Source organism: Mesorhizobium sp. WSM4847, assembly GCF_055811335.1.
Genome location: NZ_JBVVPY010000004.1, coordinates 103,890 through 128,475 on the forward strand (window position 1 = coordinate 103,890; position 24,586 = coordinate 128,475).

A 24,586-nucleotide genomic window follows, 5' to 3' on the forward strand; every position below is an offset into this window, starting at 1 on the left:
AGGCAGACGCTGCCACAGCACTCAATCGATGGTGATCTCGATGACATACGGCAGTCCGGTCGCCCGCGCGCGCTTGAGTGCGTCTGCCAGATGACCGATGCCGGCGAGCCGCTCGGCGGCAATGCCATAGGCCTCGGCCAACTTGCAGAAATCAGGCGGCGCCGGCGAGACGCCGACCGGCTCGACGCCGACATCGAGCATCGAGGTTTCGATTTCGCGATAGCCGAGATTGTTCCAGACGACGAAGATCACCGGCGCCGCAGCGTCGAGCGCGGCGCCCAGTTCCGGCAGCGTGAACTGGAAACCACCGTCGCCGGTGAGACAAACGACCGGCGCATCAGGCACGGCAAGGGCTGCGCCGATCGCCGCCGGCGGACCATAGCCCAGCGCGCCGAAGCCGGTGGCGGCGTTGAACCAGCCGCCCGGACGGTCGTGATCGTAATAGAGGTTGGCGGCATAGACCGGCTGGGTCGAATCGCCGACGATGATCGAACCCGGCAATGCATCGCGGATCATCTCGACGGCGCGGGTTTGCGCCTGGAGGGCCGGGGCCATTTCGGCAAAGGCTGCTTGCCTTGTCGCAGCGGCGCGAGACTGGCCGTCGCCCGATGCCGGCTGGTCCGTACCAATCTCGACAAGCAGCGCCTCGAGTGCTGCGCCGCAATCGGCATGGATCGAAATCCGGGCGGGCCGGCGGGCAAGCTGGTCGGCGCCGATGTCGATGCGGATCAGATTGGACGGCAGGACAAAGCCACCGTCGCCATATCCGTCGTAGTCGGTCGGGCCGAATTCGGTGCCGGCGGCAATGACCAGATCGGCCTCGGCCATCAATGCACGCACCACCTTCAGACTGGGGCTGGCCGGCACGCCGAGCGGATGGCGGTGCAGCAGGCCGCGGGCATTGGCCGTCTGGACAACCGGCGCTCCCAGCCTTTCGGCAAGGCGCTGTAACGGCGCTTCGGCTCTCTTGGCGCCGCCGCCGGCAAGGACCAGCGGGCGGCGGGCAGCCGCGCAAAGTTTTGCCGCCTCTGCTATCGCCGCCGGATTCGGCTCGGGCGGCGCGACATTCGTCAGCAAAGCGGCGATGCCGCCGGCCGGCTTGACCATGATATCGGTCGGGATCTCGATGTGCACCGGGCCCGGACGCGACGACGAAAACAGGGCGAAGGCGCGGGCAAGAACGCCCGGCAGTTCGTCGGCGTCGGTGACACGGTGCGAAAACAGCGCGACCTTTTCCATCATGCCGCGCTGGTCGGGCAGTTCGTGCAGATGGCCAAGGCCCTTGCCCAGTGTCGGCGTGGCGTTGACGCCCGAGATCACCAGCATCGGAACCGAATCGGCACGGGCCTGGCCCATCGCGGTGATGGTGTTGGTCAGCCCCGGTCCGGTGATGACGAAGGCGATGCCCGGCCTGCCGCCGGCGCGCGCATAGCCGTCGGCCATGAACCCGGCGCCCTGTTCATGACGCGGGGTGACGTGGCGAATCTTCGAGCGCGCCAAGCCGCGATAGAGTTCGACCGTATGCACACCCGGAATGCCGAAAACCGTATCGACATCATGGGCTTCGAGCAAAGTGATGAGCGCTTCGCCGACTGTCGTCATTGCCTGAGCACCGGACGTGTGAGGCAGGTCGGTCCGCCCTCGCAGGCGATGCACAGTGCGTCCGCCTCGAAGGTTGAAACCCTGCAGCCGGCGGCCGCCATGGCCGCCGCCGTCTTCGGGAAGCCGGCAACGGCGATCACCTCGCGCGGCGCGGTCGGCAGCACATTGAGGCTGAGGCCGTTGGAGGCGAAGAACTCCCCGGCGTCGCCTTCGACCAGGCGAATGCCTCGCGCCCGCAGCATCTGGTAGAAGGCAGCCGGCAAAAGCGGTGCATAGACCAGCGCCAGATCGTCGGCCAGCGGACTGATCACCGACATCAGATGCAGGCAGGCGTCCTCGCCATGCCAGAGCGGCAGGTCGTAGCCATAGACCTGGATACCCCTGGGGGTGAGCAGGTTGGCGAGTTGCTGGATGCCGTCCTGGTTGGTGCGCACGCCGCGGCCGACGGCCAGGGTCAGTGAATCCACCCAGACGCAATCACCGCCCTCGACCTGTCCGGGAGGCTCGATGCGGCCGAGGATAGGTACGCCCATGCGCTTGTAGGCCGCCTCGTGCAGGCCGGGCTCGGCCCGGCGCAGCGCCTTGCCCATGGCAAGGATGATGGCGCCGTGGTCGGTCATCAACGAAGGATCATGCGTGAAGACCGAATCGGCAAGCCCGTCATCAGCGTCGGTCAGCCATTCGATCGCGGCGCCGGATGCCAGAACCAGCGTCGTCAGCGCCTCATGCTGGGCGGCGGCCTTTTGCGGATCGAAGCCCGCACCATAGTGCCATTCCGATGTTTTGGCGCGGGCCATAGCGCTTGCGGCGGACCGCATCAGCACGCGCTGCAGGGGCCCGGCCATGGACTGCGACCCGTATGCTTTACCCACCAAGTGCTCCTGAACCATCCCATCCAGCCAATAGCCACTCAGCGAGCAGTGATCAATGGTCCAAAAAGCATGGTTGACGGAGGCAAGCGGAACGGTACATCTTGAGAATGAGAAGTCTGTCCAGTGATGGTAATGGGTAAAAAATTCCAGCAGCGGCGGGTCCGGCCATTTCGTGAGGCACCGCAAAGGTGATAGCGCAAGGCACCGCCCCCGCCCTGAAGTACACGGCGCAGAACGACGCCGCCGAAGCCATCCATGTCGAGAACCTGCATAAACGATTCGGCGAACTGCATGTGCTGAAAGGCGTTTCGCTGTCGGCGCGCGACGGCGAGGTCATCGCCATCATCGGTGGCAGCGGCTCGGGCAAGTCGACCCTGCTGCGCTGCATCAATTGCCTGGAGAACCCGACCAGCGGAATCGTCCGCGTCAATGGCGAGGAGATCCGGATGAAGGCCGACAGTCATGGCCACACCGTTCCCGCCGACCGCAAGCAGATCGAGCGCATCCGCTCCAAGCTCGGCATGGTCTTCCAGAATTTCAATCTGTGGAGCCACATGACGCTGATCGAGAACGTCATCGAGGTTCCGGTGCATGTTCTGGGCGTCAAGCGCGATGTGGCCATCGCCGAGGCGGAAAAGCTGCTTGCCCGCGTCGGCCTGGCCGAAAAGCGCGATGTCTATCCGGCCTATCTGTCAGGCGGCCAGCAGCAGCGTGCGGCCATCGCCCGGGCGCTGGCCATCAATCCGCGCGTCATGCTGTTCGACGAGCCGACCTCGGCGCTCGATCCGGAACTGATCGGCGAGGTGCTGAAGGTGATCGGCGACCTGGCACGCGAAGGCCGCACCATGGTGCTGGTCACCCATGAGATGAAGTTCGCCCGCGAGGTCGCGACGCATGTCGTCTACCTCTACAACGGACTGGTCGAGGAAGAAGGGCCGCCGGAGCAGATCTTCGGCGCACCGAAATCCGAAAGGCTGAAGCAATTCATCCGCAACATCGGTTAAGCCGAGGCGGACGAAAAACGGGAACAACAACAAACTGGGAGTTTTTGGCATGAAGACCGTTCTGAAAACATTTGCCGCAGCACTTCTGCTCGGCGTCGCCGCGATGAGCATGGCAAAGGCCGAGCCGGTCAAGATCGGCGTCGCTGCCGAACCCTATCCGCCGTTCACCTCGCCGGATGCTTCCGGCAAATGGGTTGGCTGGGAGATCGAATTCATCGACGCGGTCTGCGCCGAGCAGAAACTCGATTGCGTCATCACCCCCGTCGCCTGGGACGGAATCATCCCGGCGCTGACGACCAAGAAGATCGACGTCATCGCCAGTTCCATGTCGATCACCGACGAGCGCAAGAAGACGATCGACTTCTCCGACAAATATTACAACACCCCGACAGCTATCATCGGACCGAAGGACCAGAAGTTCGGCGCTATCCCGGAAGATCTCAAGGGCAAGATCATCGGCGTGCAAGTTTCGACCGTGCATGCCGACTACGTCAAGAAGCACTTCACCGAAGCCGCGGAAATCAAGGAATATCAGACCCAGGACGAAGCCAATCAGGATCTTGCCGCCGGCCGTGTCGATGCCGTGCAGGCCGATTCCATCGCGCTCGATGCCTTCCTGAAATCGGATCAGGGCAAGCAATGCTGCGATCTGAAGGGCACGGTCGCGCCGGATCTGGCGATCCTCGGGCCCGGCGTCGGCGCCGGTGTCCGCAAGGAGGACACCGAGTTGAAGGAGAAGATCAACGCCGGCATCAAGGCGATCCGCGCCAACGGCAAATATGACGAGATTTCGAAGAAATACTTCGATTTCGACATCTATGGCGCCGACCCACAGTCGAATTGACGGCGTGCATCCCCGAGCGAACAACCACGCGGCGCAGACAGCGCGCCGTGTGGCTTCGTCGAACTCTACCTATGCAAGCTTTCCGCTGACGGCATCTCCGGTGGTTTTGGCGCCAGCAATTCGGGGGCGACGCTGATCGACGCATTTCTTCCGGCCTCTGTGGCCCGCATCATCGAACTGCTTTCGCCGACGCCACCCGGTTGGGGCGGAACGCTTCTGGTCGGACTGCTCCACTCGGTCGAGATCGCTGCCGGTGCGTTCGGTCTCGGCCTCGTCATCGGCATTTGCGGTGCGTATGGCAAGCTCTATGGCGGGCCTGTGGTGCGCGATCTGCTGGCAGTCTATACGACGATCGTCCGCGCCGTGCCGGAGCTAGTGCTGATCCTGCTGCTCTATTATGCCGGCACCGATTTGATCAACCAGTTGCTGACGGCAATGGGATATCAGCGCATCGATATCAGCGGGCTGATGGCCGGCATTGCCGTGCTCGGCTTCGTCCAGGGCGCTTATTCGACAGAGGTGATGCGCGGCGCGATCCTTGCCATCCCGCAGGGACAGATCGAAGCCGCGCGCGCCTATGGCATGTCTCCCGGCCTGCTGCTGCGACGCATCACGCTGCCGGCGATGCTGCCTTTCGCCATACCGGGCCTTGCCAATCTCTGGCTGATCGCCACCAAGGACACCGCCCTGCTGGCGGTCGTCGGCTTCTTCGAACTGACATTGGCGACGCGGCAAGCGGCGGGCGTAACCAAAGCCTATCTTACCTTCTTCCTCGCCGCGGGCGTGATCTATCTTCTGTTGACGCTGGTCTCCAATCTAATCATCGGCCGCATCGAGGTCTGGGCTCGGCGCGGCATGCCCTCGCTCAAGGAGGCGCGTTGATGGCTGTCGAAACGACCATCGTCAACGTAGCCGCCCGCGCGTCGCTGTGGTTGCAGCCGCACCGCATCGTGCTGATTGTGACTGGACTGGCGCTGGTTTTCGCGGCCGCTTTTTTCATGCGCTGGGACTGGCTGCCGCAATATTACGAAATGGCGCTTGACGGCCTCTGGCGCACGCTCTGGATCCTCGCCGTCACCTGCACACTGGGCTTCCTGCTCGCCGTGCCGCTCGGATTGGCGCAGGCTGCCGGCCCGTTCTGGCTCGCGGCGCCTGCAAAGGCCTTCTGCACCGTCATCAGGGGAACGCCACTGCTGCTGCAGCTCTGGCTGCTCTACTATGGGCTCGGCTCGCTGTTTCCACAGTACCCATGGGTACGCGAGTCCTGGATGTGGCCGTATCTCAGGCAAGCATGGCCCTACGGCGTCCTGGCGCTGACCTTGTCCTTCGCCGGTTACGAGGGGGAAGTGATGCGGGGTGCCTTCGCCGGGGTGCCGAAAGGACAGTTGGAAGCGGCGCGCGCCTTCGGCATGAGCCGCTGGAAGATCCTGCGGCGGATCTGGCTGCCACAAGCCTTCTACCGGGCGCTGCCGACGCTGACCGGCGAAACCGTGCTGCAACTGAAATCGACGCCGCTGGTGGCGACCATCAGCGTGATCGACATATTCGCCGTCTCGTCAAAGGTGCGGCAGAGCACTTTCCTCACCTATGAACCCTTGCTGCTCCTGGCGTTGATCTATATGGCGATCACCGGCATCCTGGTCTTCGCCCTCGGCAAGATCGAGGCGCGGATCCCGAACAAGATTGGTTAGTGAGGAGCGAATAGGAGTAGCGAATAGCGAATAGTTCGCTGATTTCCTATACTCCCTATTCGCTACTCGCTAGAGCTTCAGGGCAGCTAAAGATGCAACTCAGTCTCGACCAGGCGACAGGGCTGTGCCGGATGGCGGCGCTCGGCGCCGGCGCCAATGAGGAAGCGGCGCAGTCGCTTGCAGCCTCCGTGGTGGCGGCCGAGGCAGAAGGTCTGTCGACGGTCGGACTGTCGCATTTCATCGACTATCTCGAAGCGCTGGAGGCCGGCCGCATCGATGGCAAGGCCGAGCCGGTCATCACCAGGCCGGCTTTGGCGATCTATCTCTCCGACGCGCGCGGCGGTCTGGCGCATACCGGCTTCGACCGCACCATCGACGATCTCGCCAAGGCGGCGCGCCTGTTCGGCGTTGCCATCTTTTCGCAGAAGAACGCCTATACATGCGGCGCGCTCGGCTATTTCACCGGGCGGCTAGCCGCGCAGGGACTGGTGTCCTTCGCCGCGACCAACGGACCGGCCGTGCTTGCCGGCTCCGGCTCGGTCAAGCCTGTCTACTGCACCAACCCGATGTCCTTCGCCGCGCCCGCCGACGGAGCGCCGCTGGTGATCGACCAGTCGTCGAGCGCCACCGCCTTTGTCAACATCCGCAGGGCGGCAGAGGACGGCAAGAGAATTCCAGAAGGCTGGGCCTTGGACGCGAGCGGCAACCCGACCACCGATCCGGCCGCCGCCATGAAAGGCGCGATGCTTGCATTCGGCGGCCAGCGTGGCGCCAACATCGCGCTGATGGTCGAAGTGCTGGCGGCGGGCCTGTCGGGCGCCAACTGGTCACTCGATGCGCCATGGTTCACCGACGGGCCGGACAGTCCCGGAACCGGGCTCTTCGTGCTGGCCGTCGAGCCCAAGCTGCTCGATCCAAATTTCGAGAAGCGCATGAAAGATCAACTCGACCGGTTGCGCCGCCGCTACGGCGTGCATGTCCCCGGCCGTGCCCGGGCCGAAGCGGCGGAGAAGGCAGCGGCACGGGGCATAACGGCTCCGAAAGCCGTGGTGCAGCGCATCTCCGAATTCGCCGCCCGGTATTCTTCCTGAAGACGGCCACACCTTTCGGATCGTCGACAGCGGGCGTACTTGCCGTTACGCCCAGGCTGCCTCGTCGAACCACGTTTCGGAAACAGCCGGAAACCCTCGCGTCGGCTGGGTTTTCCGCGCTTTCCCGACCAGTAACATGCATTTCCCGGTCAACTTTTGTTCATTTGACTTTGGCTGGGGTGGCGGCTGTTTGCGCGGAGCAGCAGGAGAGGAACCCCAATGGCCGCAAGCACCCACAATCCCAGCACCAATCTTGTCGTTCCGGCCCTTGGCAGCCTCTATGCGGCGCTGAACACTACCTCTGAAACCATCCTGCGCGCCGTGGCCGGCATCTTCCTCACCATTCATGGCTCTGGCAAGATCATCGACCCGCTCGGCGCCGCCGAGATGGTCGAAGGCCTCGGCTTCTATCCTGGCGCGTTCTGGTCGGTGCTGCTGGCCTGCACCGAGTTCTTCGGCGGCATCTTCATCGCCATCGGTCTCTTGACCCGCCCGGCCGCCTTCGCCGGAATGTTCGTGCTCCTGGTCACCGTCTGGTTCCACTGGGTCACCCTGGGCGAGGGCTTTTCGGGTGCCGAAAAATCGCTGCTGTGGGCGGCCATACTGTTCTTCTTCGTCATCCGCGGCGGCAACCGCCAATCGGTCGACGCGCGCATCGGCAAGGCGTTCTGAACCAGCCGACACTGCGGCAAACGGCGACAAAGGATCGCCCTTTGCCTTCGGCGCGAAACGGATTATGAACGGCTTCAGCCAAGCCCAGTAGATCTGGAAAGCGCGCCGGAGCCAGCCATGACCGAAATCCTGCAGACCCCAAAGCTCGTCGTCGTGTTCGGCGGCTCCGGCTTTGTCGGCCGCCATGTGGTGCGGGCGCTGGCCCGGCGTGGCTATCGCATCAGGGTCGCCTGCCGCCGGCCCGATCTCGCCGGCCATCTGCAGCCGCTCGGCAATGTCGGCCAGATCCAGCCGGTGCAGGCCAATATTCGCGTGCGCTGGTCGGTCGACCGCGCCGTGCAGGGCGCCGACCATGTCGTCAATTTGGTAGCCATCCTGCATGAGAGCGGCCGGCAGAAGTTCACGCCCGTCCACGAGTTCGGCGCCCACGCGGTCGCCGAAGCGGCGCGCGCCATCGGCGCCGGGCTCACCCATATCTCGGCGCTGGGCACCGATCTGAACGCGCAATCCGAGTATGCGCGCACCAAGGCGCTCGGTGAAAAAGCGGTCCTGGAAACGATCGAGGATGCGGTCATCTTGCGGCCCTCGATCAATTTCGGCCCGGAGGACAGTTTCTTCAACCGCTTCGCCAGCATGGCGCGCTATTCGCCGGTCCTGCCACTGATCGGCGGCGGGCGGACCAAATTCCAGCCGGTCTATGTCGGCGATGTCGCCGAAGCGGTGGCGCGCTCGGTCGACGGCAAAGTCCAGGGTGGCCGGATCTACGAGCTTGGCGGACCTCAGGTGCTCACCTTCAAGCAATGCATGCAGGAAATGCTCGCCATGATCGACCGCAAGCGGCTCCTGGTGTCGGTGCCGTGGTGGGTGGCGAACATGCAGGCTTCGATCCTCGGGCTTTTGCCCAATCCGCTGCTGACCAAGGATCAGGTCCTGCAGTTGCGCGGGGACAACATCGTCTCGGAAGCGGCCATCAGGGAAAACCGGACGCTCGCCGGTCTCGATATCCAGCCACAGTCGATCGGCAGCATCCTTCCGAGCTATCTCTGGCGCTACCGGCCCGCCGGCCAGTTCCAGCGCAAGACGGCGGAATAGCCAATCAGGCGGCTCGCTAAAGCGCGTCGCGTTTGACCGGCCTCATGCGACGCGCTTTAGGTTGTTGTCTCATGCATGTCGTTATCGCAAAACCGCTGCACACCCTCGGGTCAGGCCCGAGGGCATGCTTTTGCGCGACATGCATTAAAGCCGCCGCGTGACCTGCATCGGCAAGCCGCCCTGTGGTTGCGTCGTCAGTTTCTGCACCGGCCACGGTTTGGTCTCGGCGGTGGTATCGAAGCGGAAGCGCGACAGCATGATCGCCAGAGCGATGATCGCCTCCTGCATGGCAAAGCTGGCGCCGATGCAGACGCGAGGACCGGCGCCGAACGGCAAATACTGAAAACGGTCGATCTTCTCGCGATTTCCCGGATGGAAACGTTCGGGCATGAAGGCGTCGGGCCTGTCCCACAACTTGCGATGGCGGTGGACGACCCAGGGCATGACCAGCACCGCGGCACGCCTCGGTATGTAGAGGCCGTTCCAGGTTTCGGGCTCGATCGGCTCGCGGTTGATCGACGGCGCCGGCGGATAGAGCCTGAGCGCCTCGTCGAAGGCGGCGCGGGTGAACGGCATGGCGTCGAGCCACTTTGTCGGGTCGGGCTCGCGCGCCAGCACGGCGTCGATCTCGCGCTCGACCTTTTCGCGCTCCCAAGGTGCTTCGGCCAGGCAATAGAGCGTCCAGCCGAGCGCACGCGCCGTCGTCTCGTGACCGGCGCCGATGAAGGTGATGATGTTGTCCTCGACCTCGGCGCGCGTCAGCCCGTCCGGTCCCTCCGCCTTGAGCAAAAGCGTGAGGAAATCCTGCGGCACCTTGTCCGGATCGTGCTTGACCCGCTCTTCGCGCATCTTGACGGTGTCGGTGACGATCTTGCGGAAGTAGGCCATGGTTTTGCGGCCGCGGATGCGGGTCAGGCGCGGCAGCCAGTCTGGCGCCCGCAACAGGTCGAGCGGATCGACGCGGCCCATGGTTTCGAACAGCCGGTCGATCTCCTTGGCGAAGCTGCCCGGCTCACCCGATATCTCACCGGAAAACAGTGTCTCGGCCAGGATGTCAAAGGTAAGCAGCGTCATGTCGTGCGCGATGTCCGACGTGCCGCCGCCCTCGTAGCGGGTGACGAACTCCCGCGTACGCCTCAGCATCGGCTCGGCAAAACCGAATATGTGGCGCGGCGTGAACACCGGCGCCATCGCCTTGCGTGAACGCCTCCAGACCTCACCCTCGGCGGTCAGCAGGCCGTCGCGCAGGATCGGCCGCAGGATCAACTGGCGCACCGTCGCCATCTTGTAGTTTTTGGCATTGTCGACCAGCACGTGGCGAATGAGGCCGGGATCGTTGGCGATGACCAGCGGCCCGCCGATGCCGGTCACCGAAATCCAGGGCTGGTTGTAGGTCGGCTCGCCCCACAGTTCGAGCGGATTGCGATAGACGATGCGGATCATCTCCAGCGTCGAAGGCGGCGACGTGCGCGGCTTCGGCGCCGGCGGGACAAAGGGGGCGGGCTGACTGTCCATGGCGTGCTCCGCTGGTGAACTCAATGTAGTGGCTGGCAAGCCAAGCGTCCATGTCGCTGAACGGCAAGGGCGAAGCGCCCGCTCTCCGGAAATGTCACCAGGGCACCGGAGAGTAGATGATCGTCGGGAACAGGTCGGCCCGCTCTTGTGCGGCCGCTCTGTTCCCAAAACCGGTTCCACTTTTTGGGTCCGATGCCGTGGCCCGCCAGGCGTGCTCTTCTTCCATTCGGAAATGCTTGCAAACCTTGGAAAAACCGCCTTTTGCACCTATATCTGGGCCATCAAGGACGCGCGATTCGGAGCCGATTTTTTGCGCTGGATGTGCGGCATCAATCAGACAGGTTTTCATGAGCGATCAGATCGACAACGCCAACGGCGCTGAGGCCGAGTACGGCGCCGATTCCATCAAGGTTTTGAAGGGCTTGGATGCCGTCCGCAAGCGGCCCGGCATGTATATCGGCGATACCGACGACGGCTCGGGCCTGCATCACATGGTCTATGAGGTCGTCGACAACGCCATCGACGAGGCGCTGGCCGGCCATGCCGACCTGGTCACGGTGACGCTCAATCCCGACGGTTCGGTGACGGTCATCGACAATGGCCGCGGCATTCCGACCGATATCCACACCGGCGAAGGCATTTCGGCGGCCGAAGTGATCATGACGCAGCTGCATGCCGGCGGCAAGTTCGACCAGAACTCCTACAAGGTGTCCGGTGGCCTCCACGGCGTCGGCGTCTCGGTCGTCAACGCGCTGTCGGCCTGGCTGAAGCTGAAAATCCGCCGCAACGGCCAGATCTACGAGATGAGCTTCTCGCATGGCAATGCCGACGGACCGCTGAGGGTCACCGGCAGCTATGAGCAGCGCAAGGTTGCCGGCACCTATGAGGGGCGCAGCGGCAGCGAGATCACCTTCTTTCCGTCGACCGAGACCTTCACCATGGTCGAGTTCGACTTCGGCACGCTGGAGCACCGGCTGCGCGAACTCGCCTTCCTGAATTCCGGCGTGCGCATCATTTTGACCGATGCCCGCCATGCCGACGTCGTGCGCCATGAGCTGCACTATGATGGCGGGCTCGAGGAGTTCGTCAGATATCTCGACCGCGTCAAGAAGCCGCTGATCGACAAGCCGATTGCGATCAAGGCCGAGCGCGACGGTATCACCGTCGAAGTCGCCATGTGGTGGAACGACAGCTACCACGAGAACGTGCTGGCCTTCACCAACAACATTCCGCAGCGCGACGGCGGCACGCATCTTGCCGGTTTCCGCGGCGCGCTGACGCGCCAGATTACCGGCTATGGCGAATCCACCGGCCTCACCAAAAAGGAGAAGGTGGCGCTGATCGGCGACGATTGCCGCGAAGGGCTGACGGCCGTGCTGTCGGTCAAGGTTCCCGACCCGAAGTTCTCCTCGCAGACCAAGGACAAGCTGGTCTCGTCCGAAGTCCGCCCGGTGGTGGAAGGGCTCGTCAACGAGGCGCTCGGCACCTGGCTCGAAGAGCACCCGACAGAGGGCAAGGTGGTCATCGAAAAGGTCATCCAGGCGGCAGCGGCGCGCGAAGCCGCGCGCAAGGCGCGCGACATCACCCGCAAGAGCTCGCTCGGCGTCACTTCGCTGCCCGGCAAGCTGGCCGACTGCCAGGAACGCGACCCGGCGAAGTCGGAAATCTTCATCGTCGAGGGCGACAGCGCCGGCGGCTCGGCCAAGGGCGGCCGTTCGCGCCAGAACCAGGCCATTCTTCCGCTGCGCGGCAAGATCCTCAACGTCGAGCGGGCCCGGTTCGACCGTATGCTCGGCTCCGACATGATCGGCACGCTGATCACCGCGCTCGGCACCTCGATCGGCAAGGACGAGTTCAACGCAGACAAATTGCGCTACCACAAGATCATCCTGATGACCGACGCCGACGTCGACGGCGCCCACATCCGCACCTTGCTGCTGACCTTCTTCTTCCGACAGATGCCGGAGCTGATCGAGCGCGGGCATCTCTACATCGCCCAGCCGCCGCTCTACAAGGTGACGCGCGGCAAGAGCTCGCAATACATCAAGGACGAAAGCGCCTTCGAGGAATTCCTGATCGGCTCAGGGCTGGAAGAGGCGTCGCTTGCGCTCAGCACCGGCGAGGTGCGGGCCGGGCAGGACCTGCGCAGCGCCATCGACGATGCGCTGGCGGTGCGCCAGCTCATCAACGGGCTGCACACCCGGTATAACAGAGGCGTAGTCGAGCAGGCGGCGATCGCCGGCGCGCTCAATCCGGACGTCTTCGTCGATCTCGGCCGGGCCAACGCTATGGCCGAGCGTGTCGCCCGGCGCCTCGACATCATCGCCGAGGACACCGAACGCGGCTGGACCGGCCGCATGTCGACCTCAAACGAAGGGGTCGGCGGCTACGTGTTCGAGCGCACTGTGCGCAGCGTCAAGGAGTTCGCGCATCTCGATCTGGCGCTGATCAATTCGGCCGACGCCCGCCAACTCGACCGCTATGCGCCGCGCCTCGCAGAAGTCTATGGCGAGCCGCCGGTGCTGCGCCGCAAGGATGTATCCGAAACCATCTCGGGACCGCTGGCGCTGCTCAATGCCGTGTTTGCCACCGGCCGCAAGGGCCTGACCATGCAGCGCTACAAGGGCCTCGGCGAAATGAACGCCGAGCAGCTCTGGGAGACCACGCTCGACCCGAATGTGCGCTCGCTTTTACAAGTCAAGGTCAATGACGCCACCGATGCGGACAGTCTGTTCTCGCGGCTGATGGGCGACGAAGTCGAGCCCAGGCGCGAGTTCATCCAAGAAAACGCGCTGTCGGTCGCCAACCTGGATATTTAAAGCCCAAGCAGCTGCTCAGCTTCGGACACTTAAGGTATTGGTAGGCCCAGGCCCACCAACGATCCCTGCTGCGTCGCAACAAAGGATCATGAGGGCCGGTCGGAACGGAAGAGCATCCAAGGCATTGTAATCGATCACAATCGCCGCAGGAGGCACTCATGGGACGTGGCATTTTGCTCTGGCTTCTCGGAGTCCCGATTCCGATTATTATTCTCATCATGCTTTTCGCACGTTAGGGGGCTGACATGCGGTCAACCCTAACGGCTGTCGACGTTTCCGCACCGACGGAACCCTCTTCTACCGCTGTCAGCTGGGGGCCAATCGTGGCCGGCGCCTTTGCTGCCTCGACGCTAACATTGATCCTGATGCTGCTCGGCTCCGGGCTCGGGCTGACGATGGTTTCGCCGTGGTCCGGCTTGAGCACCTCAGTCACAACTTTTGCGGCCTCCACGGCTGCGTGGCTGATCATCGTGCAGTGGCTGTCGTCGGCCGTAGGCGGTTATCTTGCCGGGCGCCTACGCACCAAATGGGTCGGCGTCCACACCGATGAGGTCTTTTTCCGCGATACCGCACACGGCTTCCTCGCCTGGGCGCTTGCAACGTTGCTCGTCGCCGGTGTGCTCGGCTCGGCGCTCTCCGCAGCCGTCGGAACCGGCGTCCACGCCGCTTCGACAGTCGCGTCGGGCGCGGCAATGGGCGCTTCGGCAGGTGCTACTGCAAACGCCGGAGACGCCGCGACCGACAACGCAACGTCGTACCTCGTCGATGCGTTGTTCCGCCCGGCCGATGCGGCCAGGCTTGCTGCCGCCAACCCGGAGAGCGATGCGGCGGCGACGGCGCAGGCCTCGCGCATTTTGATCGCGAGCGCAGCAGCAGGCGAAGTGTCACCCGACGACAAGACCTATCTGTCGCAGTTGGTAGCCGCCCGCACCGGGCTGTCGGAACCCGATGCCAGGGCCCGTGTCGATGCCGTGCTTGCCAGGGTCGAAGAGGCGAAGGTCCAGGCCCAGCAGGCTGCCGATACCGCCAGGAAAGCCGGTGCCACCTTCGCGCTGCTTGGCGCTCTGTCCCTGGTCGTCGGCGCTTTCATCGCAAGCGCCGCGGCAGCACTTGGGGGCAGGCAGCGCGACGACGAGGAGGCGGTCTTCCTGACCGACCGTTGATCGGTGCTTGAGGGGTTCCATCGACGCCGGGCCTTGACGACGTCATCGCCATGGTCTGCGCGCTGGAACGGCCAAACGAGCGGGTCCTATCTTCCGGCAGAAGTCGTCGGCGCCGCCTGGCTTGGCTCCAGTTTGCGGCCGAGATCGACGGCGTCACGCAGCACGCCGATATGCGAGCGCGGCGGCGTGCTGGCGGCTGCCGCGACCTCGGCGCCGGTCGCCTTCAGCGACCAGTAGAGCCTGTGGGTGAAGATGCGGCCAAGCGAACTGCGCAGCTCGACCTGAATGTTCTCCACGCCGGGGCCGAAATTTTCCGCCATCGGTCCGGAGATCGGGTCCCCCGTCAGCCAGCCATTACCCCTGTCGAAGATGTTGGTCCAGCGCGTCGCGGCAAACACCGCACCGTGATGCACCGCCCGCTGCGGCTTGCCCGAACGGCTGCGCCCTTCCTGATAGAGGACGGTTCCACCGGCCACCGTCTCGGCGATCGGCGGACATGCCGAGAACAGCCGCTCAGCGATGCCGCGTCTGAATTCGGCGAGATTGTAGGTCACCAGAAATTCGCTGTGGGTCAGCGGACTGCCGAGCGTGACGAAATCGCTGATCTTCCAAGGCAATGGATGATCGGCGTCGCCGGCGCGGAGGTGGCGGTAGAGCTCCCATTGGGCGCGCCGGAATCCGGCAAAATCAACCAAATTTTCGGGCCACGCAGAACCATCTGACTTGAGCGTAGCCTTGTCGACGGCGCGGATCGCTTTCAGTCTCGACTTGTCGCGGAGGGCTTCCAGCTTTCGGGGCCTGAAATCGGCCCACAATATCTGCAGCAGATCGTAGGCGATAATCGATCCCAGGCTGTGCGAGACCAGCACGATGCGGTCGTAGCCATCGTCCGTCATGAGGCGCCTCAACAGCGTCAGGCCACGGTCGCGGACAAGCGCGCGCTTCTCGACCGTTGCCGCTTCAGCCCGCACATAGGCGGCCACATCACCGAAATAAGGAAGACCGAACCGGTCCACCGACCAGACGACCAACGAGGCCAGGACCGTGACGAGCATGCCCGTGGTCCAGGAAATATGCCCTTGCAAGGCCGACGTCGCGAGCACGAACGCCGCGACCAAGACTGTTATGACTGCCAGAAGCGTAACGACATAGAGCCCGCGGGCGTCGCGCGGAATGTCGGCGGGCTTGCGCCAGAGCAGATTTGTCACCCATGCCGCAAGCCGGCCCCGCGTCGTGCCTTGCGTGATGTCGGCCCAGTAAAGCTCGTAGAAATCAGTGCGGCGGCCATCGACATCGTAAGGGGTGGTGATCCGGCGAAGCTCGTGCGAATTCGTCCGGCTGTCGGGCGTGATCCAGCTCCGGTTGATCTTCTAGCCGGCGGGACCGCCCGGATCGGCGACTTGGGCATAAAACGGCGCGCGGGCGGGATCATGGCTCCAAACAGCCTGAACAAATCCCCTCAGCGTGCCCATCGGTCGCTGTTCGCCCATGCCATGCACGACGACCACGGCCTGGCTGAGCTTGCGCGGCGCCTTTCCGGGGGCCGGCAGGCTGGCCTTCGCGGGCGAGCCGGACTTGGTCGGCGAAGCGACAGGCTGGGGGCCAGACACCGGTGCCTCCGTTGGTGACAAATCTGTCCATCGGAACAGAACTTGCCCATCGTAGTGCTGAATCCGAAGCAAGTGCAAAAAGCGTCGCAGATATCTGTCGCAAATCGCCGACTTTTTGCGGGAGGGTTTTGCGACAGGAATTTGTTGAAGAGTTCAACGCTGACGATTTTGTCGCGAAACTTAGGACTGTGACTTCCGGTGCCGTTTGTCGCGCCGCCATGAAGCATCGGCAAGCCGCCGTTGCCGACAGCCGCCTGATCCGCTACTCCGTCCTCCCGGGCAGCACGTCGTTCAATCCCGCAAGTCAGGCATAGCGCCTGCTTCACAGCCAGTACGAAAGAGAACACATATGCCTCATAACCCCACCTCCGCCAGCCACGCGGCTTCAAGCGCGCCGCGCATCCGCGACTGGTCGCTGTCCTGGCAGATCGGGGCGGTCGTCCTGGGAACCGTATTTCTGGCGCTGGCGTCTTACATCGAAGTGCCTATGGTTCCGGTGCCCGTGACCATGCAGACCTTTGCGGTCACCCTGATCGGCGCGGTCTATGGCTGGAGACTCGGCGCGGCCACGATCGTTGCATGGTTGGTCGAAGGCGCGATCGGGTTGCCGGTTCTATCTGGGGGCGCTGCCGGTGCGCGTCACTTTGTCGGCCCGACCGCCGGATACCTCTTTGCCTTCCCCGTGGTCGGCGCGCTCACGGGATGGCTGGCGGAGCGCGGCTGGAACGGCAACCGCCCCTGGCTGGCGTTCGTCTCTATGCTCCTGGGCAACGCGCTTTGCCTCGTGCTGGGCGCGGCATGGCTTTCCGTCGCCATTGGCATCGAACAGGCAATTGTCCACGGCGTCGCGCCGTTCCTGATCGGCGGGGCGCTCAAGTCGGCATTGGCCGCGGTGACGCTCAAGCTCATGACCCGCGCGCAAAAATGACCGTCCGGCTGCGGCCGCACCATCTCCTTTGCCTGCTGACTTACGCAGGCAAGGGTTACAGCGCTGCGTTCGTCGCCAATTTCGACGCGATCGCGGCTCGGCTCTCCGCAGGCGAACACATCCTGATCGTCTCCGGGCCTGACAATATTTGCGCGCCCCTGCTCGGTGAGGCGGAGCCGCACTGCCTTCGCGACAGCGTGACGGAGCGCGACCGTCAGGCGGCGGCCAGTGTTGGTACGCTTCTGGGGTACTCGATTGCCGAGGACATGGAACTTCAGCTCCATCCCTCGCTTCTGCGAAGTATGCGCGATGCGTTCTCTTCGGGCCGCACCCGGGGTGCTTGCGGCGGGTGCGAGTGGTTTGACCTTTGCAGTTCAATCGCCGCTTCAGACTATGGAACGGTGGCACTCCGGTGAAAGGCAACGCTCGCAGTGGGACGATTGTCGGGGTCGCCAACCCGGATCAGTGATCCATGGCCTTGACGATCTCTTCGGTCATCTTCTTGGCGTCGCCGAGCAGCATCATGGTGCCGTCCTTGTAGAACAGCGTGTTGTCAATGCCGGCATAGCCGGAGCCGAGCGAGCGCTTGACGAACAGACAGGTGCGAGCCTTGTCGACATCGAGGATCGGCATGCCGTAGATCGGCGACGACTTGTCGTCGCGGGCGGACGGGTTGGTGACGTCGTTGGCGCCGATGACATAGGCGACGTCGGCCTGCGCGAATTCGGAGTTGATGTCCTCGAGCTCAAACACTTCGTCGTAAGGCACGTTGGCTTCGGCCAGGAGCACGTTCATGTGGCCGGGCATGCGGCCGGCGACCGGATGAATGGCGTATTTCACGTCGACGCCATTGGCCTTGAGCTTGTCGGCCATCTCGCGCAGCGCGTGCTGCGCCTGGGCGACCGCCATGCCGTAACCAGGCACGATGACGACCTTCTGCGCGTTCATCATCAGATAGGCGGCATCGTCGGCCGAACCCTGCTTGACCGTGCGCTCGATGCCGTCGTCGGCAGTGGCGGACGTCTCGCCGCCGAAGCCGCCGAGGATGACCGAGATGAACGACCGGTTCATGCCCTTGCACATGATGTAGGACAGGATCGCTCCGGACGAGCCGACCAGCGCGCCGGTGATGATCAGAGCCAGATTGCCGAGCGTGAAGCCGAGTGCCGCAGCCGCCCAGCCCGAATAGGAATTCAGCATCGAGACGACCACCGGCATGTCGGCGCCGCCGATCGGGATGATGAGAAGGACGCCAAGGACAAGCGATGCCGCCACGATCAGCCAGAACACCAGCTTGGACTCGGTGGTGACGAGCAGCACGATCAGCACGATCAGTCCGATGCCGAGGGCGGCGTTGATGGAATGACGGCCGCCGATCATGATCGGCTTGCCCGACATGCGGCCGTCGAGCTTGAGGAAGGCGATGACCGAGCCGGTGAAGGTGATGGCGCCGATGGCGACGCCGAGGCTCATCTCGATCAGCGCCTGGGCGTGGATGTCGGCGACCGTGCCGATGTCAAAACTTTCCGGCGCATAGACGGCGGCAGCCGCCACCATGACGGCGGCAAGGCCAACCAGCGAATGGAAGGCGGCGACCAGCTGCGGCATCGAGGTCATGGCGATGCGCCGTGCGGTGACCGCGCCGACCGAGCCGCCGATCAAAAGGCCGAGCACGATGAGGCCGAAGCCTCCCGCCGAAGGGGTCGCCAGCGCCAGCGTGGTGGCAATGGCGATGCCCATGCCGATCATGCCGTACATGTTGCCCTGGCGGCTCGTGGTCGGGTGCGACAGGCCGCGCAATGCCAGGATGAACAGGATGCCGGAGACCAGATAGAGGAAGGAGGCGAAGTTGGCGTTCATGGCGCTCTACTTGTCCTTCTTCTTGTACATCGCCAGCATGCGCTGGGTGACGAGAAAGCCGCCGAAGATGTTGACCGAGACCAGCATCAGCGCGACGAAACCGAAGCCGGTGGCGATGCCGGACGCCGAGATGCCGACGGCAAGCAGCGCGCCGACGACGATGACCGAGGAAATGGCGTTGGTGACGGCCATCAGCGGCGTGTGCAGCGCCGGCGTCACCGACCAGACGACGTAATAGCCGACAAAGATCGCCAGCACGAAAATGGCGAAGCGGAAGACGAACGGATCGATTGCCCCGCCGGACAGCGCGTGCGCGGCGTCGCCCGCCGCATCGGTGCCGCCTGGAGCTGTGGCCAGATCCTGCACAGCGAGCCGGACGGCGGCGGTAGCCTGGTCGAGCTGGTCGAGGGCTTTCTGCAAGGTCTGGTCCATCACGCGATCCCTTTCGACTTATTAGCGGGCGATTTGGGTGCGGCAGCTTTCCTGGATGCGGCAGCTTTCTTTGGCAGGGCTGGATTTTTTGCAGCGGCGGGCTTCGCAGGCTCGGCCGAGGCGATCATCACCGCCGGCTTGCCGGCGAAGGCCGGATGCACGACCTGGCCGCCATCGGTCAGCATCGTCGCCTTGGCCAATTCGTCGTCGCGGTTGATGGCAAGCGTCTTGGTGGTCTTGTCGACCAGCGTCTCGAGGAACGCAAACAGGTTCCTGGCATAGAGCAGCGAGGCGGAGGCAGCGACGCGGCCCGGCACGTTGATATGGCCGACGATTTTCACGCCGTTGACCGTGGTCACCACCTGCCCGGGCACGGCGCCCTCGACGTTGCCGCCGCGCTCGACCGCCAGGTCGACGATCACCGAGCCCGGCTTCATCGAGGCGACCATCGCGGCCGAAACGAGCTTCGGCGCCGGACGGCCGGGAATCAGCGCCGTGGTGATGACGATGTCCTGCTTGGCGATGTGCTCGGCAGTCAGCGCGGCTTGCTTGGCCTGGTATTCCCTAGACATTTCCTTGGCGTAGCCGCCAGCCGTCTCGGCCGCCTTGAACTCCTCATCCTCGACTGCCAGGAACTTTGCGCCGAGCGAGGCGACCTGTTCCTTGGCGGCGGGACGCACGTCTGTGGCGGTGACCACGGCACCGAGACGACGCGCAGTAGCGATCGCCTGCAGGCCGGCGACGCCGACGCCCATGACGAAAGCTTTCGCCGCCGGCACCGTGCCCGCCGCCGTCATCATCATCGGCAGCGCCCGGTCATATTCGGCAGCCGCGTCGATCACCGCCTGATAGCCGGCGAGGTTGGCCTGGCTGGACAGGACATCCATCGATTGGGCGCGCGTGATGCGCGGCATGAACTCCATCGAGAAGGCCGTGACGCCGGCCCTTGCCAGAGCATCGACCGCAGCATCGTTGCCATAGGGATCGATGATGGCGATGACGGCACTGCCCGGGCGATAGGCCTTCAGCTCCGCCTCATCAGGCCGGCGCACCTTCAGCACCACATCAGCCTTGGCGACATCGCCGGCCTTACCGATCGCAGCGCCGGCCTTGGCGAACTCCTCGTCGGGAATGCGCGATGCCGTGCCGGCGCCGCTTTCGACGATGACGTCAAACCCCAGCCCCGCCAGCCGCTTCACCGTGTCGGGCGAGGCAGCAACGCGCGGCTCGTTCGCATCGAGCTCACGAGGGATGAAAACCGTCTGTCCCACCGCATGATCCTTTCGGCTGGAACCTGTCTGCGCAAGACGCCGACCGAACTTCCGGCGATGTCGCGGGCAAGGGGGTTTTGAAGAATTTACCGGAGAATGAAAGCGCCGACGGCGAGGATCAGAACGAACAGGACAAAGCCCGAGAAGAAGCCGCCCGCAAAGAAACCGAAAGCCATTGCCAGAAGCACGGCGGCGCAAAACAGCGACCCGTATTTGGCGAGCATGATAAAGCCGGCATAGGTGCGGTCGTGCTCGGCATAGTCCATCTTCGCGCCTAGTTCGACAGGACCGGTCGGCGAGTGATCAGCCATAGGAATACCCCTTCGAAGACATCTTTCAGGCACATAGCGAAAAGCCAGGCCGAGGGCAATGGCGCTATTGCCGCATCGCTGGAGACAACAGCCTCAAAAGAAAATTGGAGCCGCCAGATGCAGGATGTCGTTTCGGAGGCGCTCGCGGCTGCCGCCTCGCGCTTGCTTTCCGGCTAACGCGCCGCGCCTGCCGACATTTTCAGCCGGCGAGTTGCGGAAACAGCCCAAGCAGGCCGACGACGATCAGGTAGAGCGCGACGATGTAGTTGAGGAGTCGCGGCATCGCCAGGATCAGCACGCCGGCAATCAGCGAGATCAACGGAGTGAGTGCGAGCGTGGGAATGGTCATGTCGGGTTCCTTTCGGTAGAATTTCCGCCGAAGCGATCCAGATTGACGTCGTCCGCGCACCACCGGCGCGCCTCCCAGAACGCCGAAGCGGCCTGAAAGCTCCAGCCGCGCTCTAAATTTGCCAATTGTCAGGCGGCTTCGCGGTAGTATTTGGCGGTCGGCAGAATGGTCAGCGGCGCGAGTTCACCGGCACTGGGTGTCTCAAACAGCATGCGCTGCTCCATCGGCGTCGACCGAAAGAATGGGAACCGGGAGAAAGACCGTTCGCGAATGGCGCTGACGTCGGCTCGGTAGAGCACGACCTTGTAATTCAGGCCCGGATAATTGCGTAACTCGCCAATTTGCTCGGAACAGTAAATGCGACGATAGAAGCCTGCATGTTCCGGGCGGATGGTGGAGAGACAATAAGGCGCGTCGAAGTAGAAGCATGCCATGCCAGCGAGGCGCAGCGTCAGATACGGAATTTGCGGATAGACCCGCGACCAGTCCGGATCGGCGGCAAAGCGGCTGGGATCGGCAAAATGCAGACCAGACGCCAGCATAGGGCGCAATATGTCGCCATAAACCGTCGTGGAAGGCGACTGCGGCGTGGCGCTGCAGGCATGGTGAATACGCAGCGTACTGACCAGAACGCCGTCGATATAGATTCCGAACTTGGAACAATTGGCCGCTTCGTCGAGCTCGTCATGCACAATATGGTCGGGATTCTCCGGGACCATATCGCTCAGACGGTAAGATTTGTAGCGCAACCTGTAAATGTCTTCGAGATCTTCGCCCTTGTCGCAGCGGCGATATTCCGTCCGCTCGAGCATCGCCGAGACGTTCCTGGCAAAGCCGGACATATCGTCAGACGCATTAGTCCCGTCCGCACCCGCCGCTTGGCGAGGTGAAGTCAACTCGACAATCATCAACTCGTTCCCCGCAACTGCCGCCGCGATCAACACTACGGCAGGGCCGTATGATGTAAAGATGAAAACAAGATAGAAATCATTTACCGGCTATTAAGGTTAATAATCGGCAGAATTATACTAAAGTACCAGGTCTTCCGGCGAAATCAGCGATGCGTCGCCTTGCTGGCCGTCTTGATGTCCTTGGCGAATGGCCAGACCGTGCTCGCCATCGTTTCGATACCGGATGCGCTGAGCGCCGAGCCGAACAGGAATCCCTGGACCAGGTCCGGCTTGACCTGCAAGGCCAGGATCTTGAGCTGCTCGAAAGTCTCGACGCCCTCGACTGTCACCGAAAGCCCCAGCGGCCGTGACAGATTGACGATGCCCTTGAGCAGTTCGAGCGAACGGCTGTTCTGGGTGACGTCCATCAGGAATGAACGGTCGATCTTGATCTTGTCGAGCGGCAGTTTGTGGAGATAACTCAGGCTCGAATAGCCGGTGCCGAAATCGTCGAGCGCGATGCGCACGCCAAGCCGCTTCAATTCCTCGATATACTGACGCGTCAGCGACTTGTCGTCGAGCAGCGCCGTCTCGGTGACCTCGATCTCCAGGCGGCCGGCGGCGAGGCCGGAGCTGGCGAGCGCATCGCGAACCTTTTGCACAACGTCGCGGTTGCGAAAGTCCTTGGCCGAGAGATTGACCGAGACACTGGTCCGTGCTGGCCATTTGGCGCATTCGACGCACGCCGCATGCAGGACGAAGGTGCTGATCTCGGAGATGATGCCCATTTCCTCCGCCAGCGGAATGAAGATGCTGGGCGAGATCGGTCCGAGATCGGGGTGATCCCAACGGCACAGCGCCTCGCAGCTGGCTATGCGCATCGTGCTCATCGCCACGATCGGCTGGTAAACCACCCGCAACCCCTTGCTTTCCACCGCAGTGCGCAGATCCGCCTTCATCAGCTGACGGTTGCGGAAAGCGGCATCCATCGATGCCTCGAACAGCCGCCAGGTGTTCTTGCCGAGTTCCTTGGCTTTGTAGAGCGCCAGGTCCGCCTTGACGATCATGGCGTCGACATCGGTATCCCTGACCCGCGACAGCACCGCGCCACCGCTGGCCTGGATACGCAGTCCGTGGCCGGCGACGTCGACCTCGCCCTGCAGTTCAATGAAAATCCCGTCGATTTGGCTGGTCAGGTGGCTCTCGTCCTCAACGCGGTCGAAGAAGGCCATGAACTCGTCGCCGCCGAAACGGCTGATGGTGACGCCTGGTCCGGCGATCGCTGCCAGCCGCTCCGCGACGGCGTAGATCAATCCGTCGCCGACCGGGTGGCCAAGCGTGTCGTTGACGCTCTTGAAGTCGTCGAGGTCGAGCACGGCGAGCCCGCAGAGACGCTCGAGGTCACCGGATGCCATGGCCTCTCCGATCAGCTCGTGGAAATAGGCGCGGTTGGGCAGGCCGGTGAGGCTGTCGTAGCGCGCCATGAAACGGATCTTGCCTTCTGCCTCGACGCGGGCCGTCACATCCTCGAAGGTGATGACGCCCAGTTCCTGGCTGCCCTCACGCGCCGAGAACTCATAGTGCTGCCCGTTCGCGAGCGAGACGAGAACCTTGCGGTCGCGGCCCTCGCGCAGGGCGCGCGTAAGCTGGGCTTCGATGTAGCGGCAGTCCTTCGGCGCCAGCATGCCGCCGGCAACGCCGCGCATCAGCAGGCCGTGGATCGATCGCCCGAGCAGCGCGTCGGGCGACTTGAGCGACATCAGATGCGCGGCTTCGGCGTTGGCCACCACCACCCGGCCGTCAGGGCCGAGCATGACAAGCCCGTGCGACATGGTGTTCAGCGCCCGATTGAAGCGCTGGGCGAGGCGGTTCGCCTTCTTCTCTTCGGACAAAGCGGCGAAAAGCACCTCCCTGACCACATCGGCGAAGCGTTTGATCGCGAATAGGAAGGGAGCCGACATCAGACCGAGGATCACATGGTAGACATCGCCACGCAGGATAAAGCCCAGCGAGATCGACCACGTCATGGTCATGATGAAGATCATGACCATCCTCGGGGAGCCGTAATTGCGGCCGGCGATCGCCGTGGCGGACGCCAGCGTAACGCAGACAGCGGCGATTTCGGCATAGTTGTCATGCGCCAAGTAGATGCCGGCGAAACAGAAGGCGCCCAGCATGAAACCATGCATGGAGCCGTAGAAAATGTAATCATTTTCGCGGCGGCGCGCCTCCTCCCAATTCCTGGGTGACGGGGCGTGGCGGTATTTTCTGATGTTACGCAGGCGCAGAAATGCGACGATCAGAAATCCGGCGACCACCGCAATGTAGATCGGATCCCTGGTCTTCCAGTAGACCAGGGCGACCAGCAGGGTTTGGGCAAAGAATCCAATCGAAAGCGTCAGGCTGTCGCGGAACAGAGTTTCCACGAACGGAATGTAGACGTCGACCGGGATCTCGTTTTTTCTTTTCAGATTCACGCCTGAGTCCCACCCTGGGGAGGCAAGCTGTGTCACATCAGCCTTAAGAAAGATTTAGAGAGGCGGTTCCGGGCCTCACCATCAGGTCGGCTA

At 63.4% G+C, this 24,586-nt stretch carries 25 protein-coding genes; 12 read left to right on the forward strand and 13 right to left on the reverse strand.

Translation table 11 applies throughout. The annotated features are described in order from the left end of the window. Window positions 1–21: 21 nt before the first annotated feature. Together AC0L28_RS06875 and AC0L28_RS06880 are read right to left on the reverse strand one after the other, a co-directional pair. Window positions 22–1,602, reverse strand: coding sequence for a 5-guanidino-2-oxopentanoate decarboxylase (locus AC0L28_RS06875; RefSeq protein WP_473476365.1), 1,581 nt, complete (start codon window positions 1,600–1,602; stop codon window positions 22–24). Next, a complete protein-coding gene (locus tag AC0L28_RS06880) occupies window positions 1,599–2,447 on the reverse strand; it encodes a dimethylarginine dimethylaminohydrolase family protein (RefSeq protein ID WP_128244757.1) in 849 nt (282 codons plus the stop codon). The genes AC0L28_RS06875 and AC0L28_RS06880 overlap by 4 nt, the downstream gene beginning before the upstream one ends. Before the next feature lie 218 nt (window positions 2,448–2,665). On the opposite strand from AC0L28_RS06880, the gene AC0L28_RS06885 reads away from it, so the two are divergent. The 7 genes from AC0L28_RS06885 (at window position 2,666) to AC0L28_RS06915 (ending at window position 8,868) form a co-directional block, all read left to right on the forward strand. Continuing rightward, window positions 2,666–3,478, forward strand: a complete 813-nt coding sequence (locus tag AC0L28_RS06885; protein WP_036261459.1) for an ABC transporter ATP-binding protein — start codon at window positions 2,666–2,668, stop codon at window positions 3,476–3,478. Between the two features lie 49 nt (window positions 3,479–3,527). Further along, window positions 3,528–4,322: a transporter substrate-binding domain-containing protein gene (locus tag AC0L28_RS06890; protein ID WP_473476367.1), complete on the forward strand. Its 795-nt coding sequence runs from the start codon at window positions 3,528–3,530 to the stop codon at window positions 4,320–4,322. A gap of 159 nt (window positions 4,323–4,481) precedes the next feature. Beyond that, window positions 4,482–5,204 carry an ABC transporter permease gene (locus AC0L28_RS06895; protein ID WP_473476369.1) on the forward strand — a complete coding sequence of 241 codons (723 nt, stop codon included), beginning with the start codon at window positions 4,482–4,484 and terminating at the stop codon, window positions 5,202–5,204. Continuing rightward, window positions 5,204–6,013 (forward strand): ABC transporter permease, encoded by an 810-nt coding sequence (locus AC0L28_RS06900; RefSeq protein ID WP_128172921.1) that lies wholly within the window; start codon window positions 5,204–5,206, stop codon window positions 6,011–6,013. The genes AC0L28_RS06895 and AC0L28_RS06900 overlap by 1 nt, the downstream gene beginning before the upstream one ends. A 92-nt stretch (window positions 6,014–6,105) precedes the next feature. Next, the gene (locus AC0L28_RS06905) at window positions 6,106–7,104 is read left to right on the forward strand and encodes an Ldh family oxidoreductase (protein ID WP_128168368.1); all 999 of its coding nucleotides are present in this window, start codon (window positions 6,106–6,108) and stop codon (window positions 7,102–7,104) included. A gap of 219 nt (window positions 7,105–7,323) precedes the next feature. After that, a complete protein-coding gene (locus tag AC0L28_RS06910; RefSeq protein WP_128172920.1) occupies window positions 7,324–7,776 on the forward strand; it encodes a DoxX family protein in 453 nt (150 codons plus the stop codon). A 117-nt stretch (window positions 7,777–7,893) separates the two neighbouring features. Continuing rightward, entirely contained in the window at window positions 7,894–8,868 is a 975-nt protein-coding gene (locus tag AC0L28_RS06915; RefSeq protein ID WP_473476372.1) for a complex I NDUFA9 subunit family protein, read from the forward strand. A 144-nt stretch (window positions 8,869–9,012) separates the two neighbouring features. On the opposite strand, the gene AC0L28_RS06920 is transcribed toward AC0L28_RS06915, so the two are convergent. Continuing rightward, on the reverse strand, window positions 9,013–10,383 hold the full coding sequence (locus tag AC0L28_RS06920; RefSeq protein WP_473476374.1) for a cytochrome P450: 1,371 nt from the start codon (window positions 10,381–10,383) through the stop codon (window positions 9,013–9,015). Between the two features lie 94 nt (window positions 10,384–10,477). Further along, the gene (locus AC0L28_RS06925; protein WP_128244511.1) at window positions 10,478–10,732 is read right to left on the reverse strand and encodes a hypothetical protein; all 255 of its coding nucleotides are present in this window, start codon (window positions 10,730–10,732) and stop codon (window positions 10,478–10,480) included. Between AC0L28_RS06925 and gyrB the strand changes: the two genes are divergently transcribed. Together gyrB and AC0L28_RS06935 are read left to right on the forward strand one after the other, a co-directional pair. Next, complete coding sequence (gene gyrB / locus AC0L28_RS06930; protein ID WP_091592734.1) at window positions 10,731–13,202, forward strand: DNA topoisomerase (ATP-hydrolyzing) subunit B; 2,472 nt, start codon at window positions 10,731–10,733, stop codon at window positions 13,200–13,202. The genes AC0L28_RS06925 and gyrB overlap by 2 nt on opposite strands. Window positions 13,203–13,447: 245 nt before the next feature. Beyond that, window positions 13,448–14,365, forward strand: coding sequence for a hypothetical protein (locus AC0L28_RS06935; protein WP_473476378.1), 918 nt, complete (start codon window positions 13,448–13,450; stop codon window positions 14,363–14,365). A gap of 86 nt (window positions 14,366–14,451) precedes the next feature. On the opposite strand, the gene AC0L28_RS06940 is transcribed toward AC0L28_RS06935, so the two are convergent. Together AC0L28_RS06940 and AC0L28_RS06945 are read right to left on the reverse strand one after the other, a co-directional pair. Then, a complete protein-coding gene (locus AC0L28_RS06940; protein WP_473476381.1) occupies window positions 14,452–15,573 on the reverse strand; it encodes a hypothetical protein in 1,122 nt (373 codons plus the stop codon). 162 nt (window positions 15,574–15,735) lie between these two features. Continuing rightward, window positions 15,736–15,975, reverse strand: a complete 240-nt coding sequence (locus AC0L28_RS06945) for a hypothetical protein (protein WP_473476383.1) — start codon at window positions 15,973–15,975, stop codon at window positions 15,736–15,738. 11 nt (window positions 15,976–15,986) lie between these two features. Between AC0L28_RS06945 and AC0L28_RS06950 the strand changes: the two genes are divergently transcribed. The 3 genes from AC0L28_RS06950 to AC0L28_RS06960 are packed head-to-tail and all read left to right on the forward strand — an operon-like array spanning window position 15,987 to window position 17,319. After that, a complete protein-coding gene (locus AC0L28_RS06950; protein ID WP_419695756.1) occupies window positions 15,987–16,289 on the forward strand; it encodes a hypothetical protein in 303 nt (100 codons plus the stop codon). Between the two features lie 35 nt (window positions 16,290–16,324). Continuing rightward, complete coding sequence (locus AC0L28_RS06955; RefSeq protein WP_419695755.1) at window positions 16,325–16,903, forward strand: biotin transporter BioY; 579 nt, start codon at window positions 16,325–16,327, stop codon at window positions 16,901–16,903. Next, window positions 16,900–17,319, forward strand: coding sequence for a DUF1284 domain-containing protein (locus AC0L28_RS06960; protein ID WP_473476385.1), 420 nt, complete (start codon window positions 16,900–16,902; stop codon window positions 17,317–17,319). The genes AC0L28_RS06955 and AC0L28_RS06960 overlap by 4 nt, the downstream gene beginning before the upstream one ends. Before the next feature lie 46 nt (window positions 17,320–17,365). Here the strand turns inward: AC0L28_RS06960 and AC0L28_RS06965 are convergent, their stop codons facing one another. The 7 genes from AC0L28_RS06965 to AC0L28_RS06995 form a co-directional block, all read right to left on the reverse strand. After that, window positions 17,366–18,763, reverse strand: a complete 1,398-nt coding sequence (locus AC0L28_RS06965; RefSeq protein ID WP_473476387.1) for an NAD(P)(+) transhydrogenase (Re/Si-specific) subunit beta — start codon at window positions 18,761–18,763, stop codon at window positions 17,366–17,368. A gap of 6 nt (window positions 18,764–18,769) precedes the next feature. Further along, the gene (locus AC0L28_RS06970) at window positions 18,770–19,195 is read right to left on the reverse strand and encodes an NAD(P) transhydrogenase subunit alpha part 2 (RefSeq protein ID WP_029347614.1); all 426 of its coding nucleotides are present in this window, start codon (window positions 19,193–19,195) and stop codon (window positions 18,770–18,772) included. After that, window positions 19,195–20,466 carry a Re/Si-specific NAD(P)(+) transhydrogenase subunit alpha gene (locus AC0L28_RS06975; RefSeq protein WP_473476389.1) on the reverse strand — a complete coding sequence of 424 codons (1,272 nt, stop codon included), beginning with the start codon at window positions 20,464–20,466 and terminating at the stop codon, window positions 19,195–19,197. The genes AC0L28_RS06970 and AC0L28_RS06975 overlap by 1 nt, the downstream gene beginning before the upstream one ends. 86 nt (window positions 20,467–20,552) lie before the next feature. Beyond that, window positions 20,553–20,777, reverse strand: a complete 225-nt coding sequence (locus AC0L28_RS06980) for an aa3-type cytochrome c oxidase subunit IV (RefSeq protein WP_023796798.1) — start codon at window positions 20,775–20,777, stop codon at window positions 20,553–20,555. Between the two features lie 199 nt (window positions 20,778–20,976). Continuing rightward, window positions 20,977–21,126, reverse strand: coding sequence for a DUF3096 domain-containing protein (locus AC0L28_RS06985; protein ID WP_473476392.1), 150 nt, complete (start codon window positions 21,124–21,126; stop codon window positions 20,977–20,979). A 128-nt stretch (window positions 21,127–21,254) separates the two neighbouring features. Then, window positions 21,255–22,034 (reverse strand): N-acyl amino acid synthase FeeM domain-containing protein, encoded by a 780-nt coding sequence (locus tag AC0L28_RS06990; protein ID WP_023796800.1) that lies wholly within the window; start codon window positions 22,032–22,034, stop codon window positions 21,255–21,257. Between the two features lie 146 nt (window positions 22,035–22,180). Continuing rightward, window positions 22,181–24,493 (reverse strand): putative bifunctional diguanylate cyclase/phosphodiesterase, encoded by a 2,313-nt coding sequence (locus AC0L28_RS06995; protein ID WP_128168379.1) that lies wholly within the window; start codon window positions 24,491–24,493, stop codon window positions 22,181–22,183. Between the last annotated feature and the right edge of the window lie 93 nt (window positions 24,494–24,586).

What these genes read in the sequence shown, in the direction of transcription:
- AC0L28_RS06890 (WP_473476367.1), top strand. Translation starts at nt 3,528, where the DNA reads ATGAAGACCGTTCTGAAAACATTTGCCGCAGCACTTCTGCTCGGCGTC.
- AC0L28_RS06925 (WP_128244511.1), bottom strand. Translation starts at nt 10,732, where the DNA reads ATGAAAACCTGTCTGATTGATGCCGCACATCCAGCGCAAAAAATCGGC.
- AC0L28_RS06880 (WP_128244757.1), bottom strand. Translation starts at nt 2,447, where the DNA reads ATGGCCGGGCCCCTGCAGCGCGTGCTGATGCGGTCCGCCGCAAGCGCT.
- AC0L28_RS06915 (WP_473476372.1), top strand. Translation starts at nt 7,894, where the DNA reads ATGACCGAAATCCTGCAGACCCCAAAGCTCGTCGTCGTGTTCGGCGGC.
- AC0L28_RS06985 (WP_473476392.1), bottom strand. Translation starts at nt 21,126, where the DNA reads ATGACCATTCCCACGCTCGCACTCACTCCGTTGATCTCGCTGATTGCC.
- AC0L28_RS06900 (WP_128172921.1), top strand. Translation starts at nt 5,204, where the DNA reads ATGGCTGTCGAAACGACCATCGTCAACGTAGCCGCCCGCGCGTCGCTG.
- AC0L28_RS06920 (WP_473476374.1), bottom strand. Translation starts at nt 10,383, where the DNA reads ATGGACAGTCAGCCCGCCCCCTTTGTCCCGCCGGCGCCGAAGCCGCGC.
- gyrB (WP_091592734.1), top strand. Translation starts at nt 10,731, where the DNA reads ATGAGCGATCAGATCGACAACGCCAACGGCGCTGAGGCCGAGTACGGC.
- AC0L28_RS06980 (WP_023796798.1), bottom strand. Translation starts at nt 20,777, where the DNA reads ATGGCTGATCACTCGCCGACCGGTCCTGTCGAACTAGGCGCGAAGATG.
- AC0L28_RS06955 (WP_419695755.1), top strand. Translation starts at nt 16,325, where the DNA reads ATGCCTCATAACCCCACCTCCGCCAGCCACGCGGCTTCAAGCGCGCCG.
- AC0L28_RS06990 (WP_023796800.1), bottom strand. Translation starts at nt 22,034, where the DNA reads ATGATTGTCGAGTTGACTTCACCTCGCCAAGCGGCGGGTGCGGACGGG.
- AC0L28_RS06910 (WP_128172920.1), top strand. Translation starts at nt 7,324, where the DNA reads ATGGCCGCAAGCACCCACAATCCCAGCACCAATCTTGTCGTTCCGGCC.
- AC0L28_RS06960 (WP_473476385.1), top strand. Translation starts at nt 16,900, where the DNA reads ATGACCGTCCGGCTGCGGCCGCACCATCTCCTTTGCCTGCTGACTTAC.
- AC0L28_RS06935 (WP_473476378.1), top strand. Translation starts at nt 13,448, where the DNA reads ATGCGGTCAACCCTAACGGCTGTCGACGTTTCCGCACCGACGGAACCC.
- AC0L28_RS06875 (WP_473476365.1), bottom strand. Translation starts at nt 1,602, where the DNA reads ATGACGACAGTCGGCGAAGCGCTCATCACTTTGCTCGAAGCCCATGAT.
- AC0L28_RS06965 (WP_473476387.1), bottom strand. Translation starts at nt 18,763, where the DNA reads ATGAACGCCAACTTCGCCTCCTTCCTCTATCTGGTCTCCGGCATCCTG.
- AC0L28_RS06905 (WP_128168368.1), top strand. Translation starts at nt 6,106, where the DNA reads ATGCAACTCAGTCTCGACCAGGCGACAGGGCTGTGCCGGATGGCGGCG.
- AC0L28_RS06970 (WP_029347614.1), bottom strand. Translation starts at nt 19,195, where the DNA reads ATGGACCAGACCTTGCAGAAAGCCCTCGACCAGCTCGACCAGGCTACC.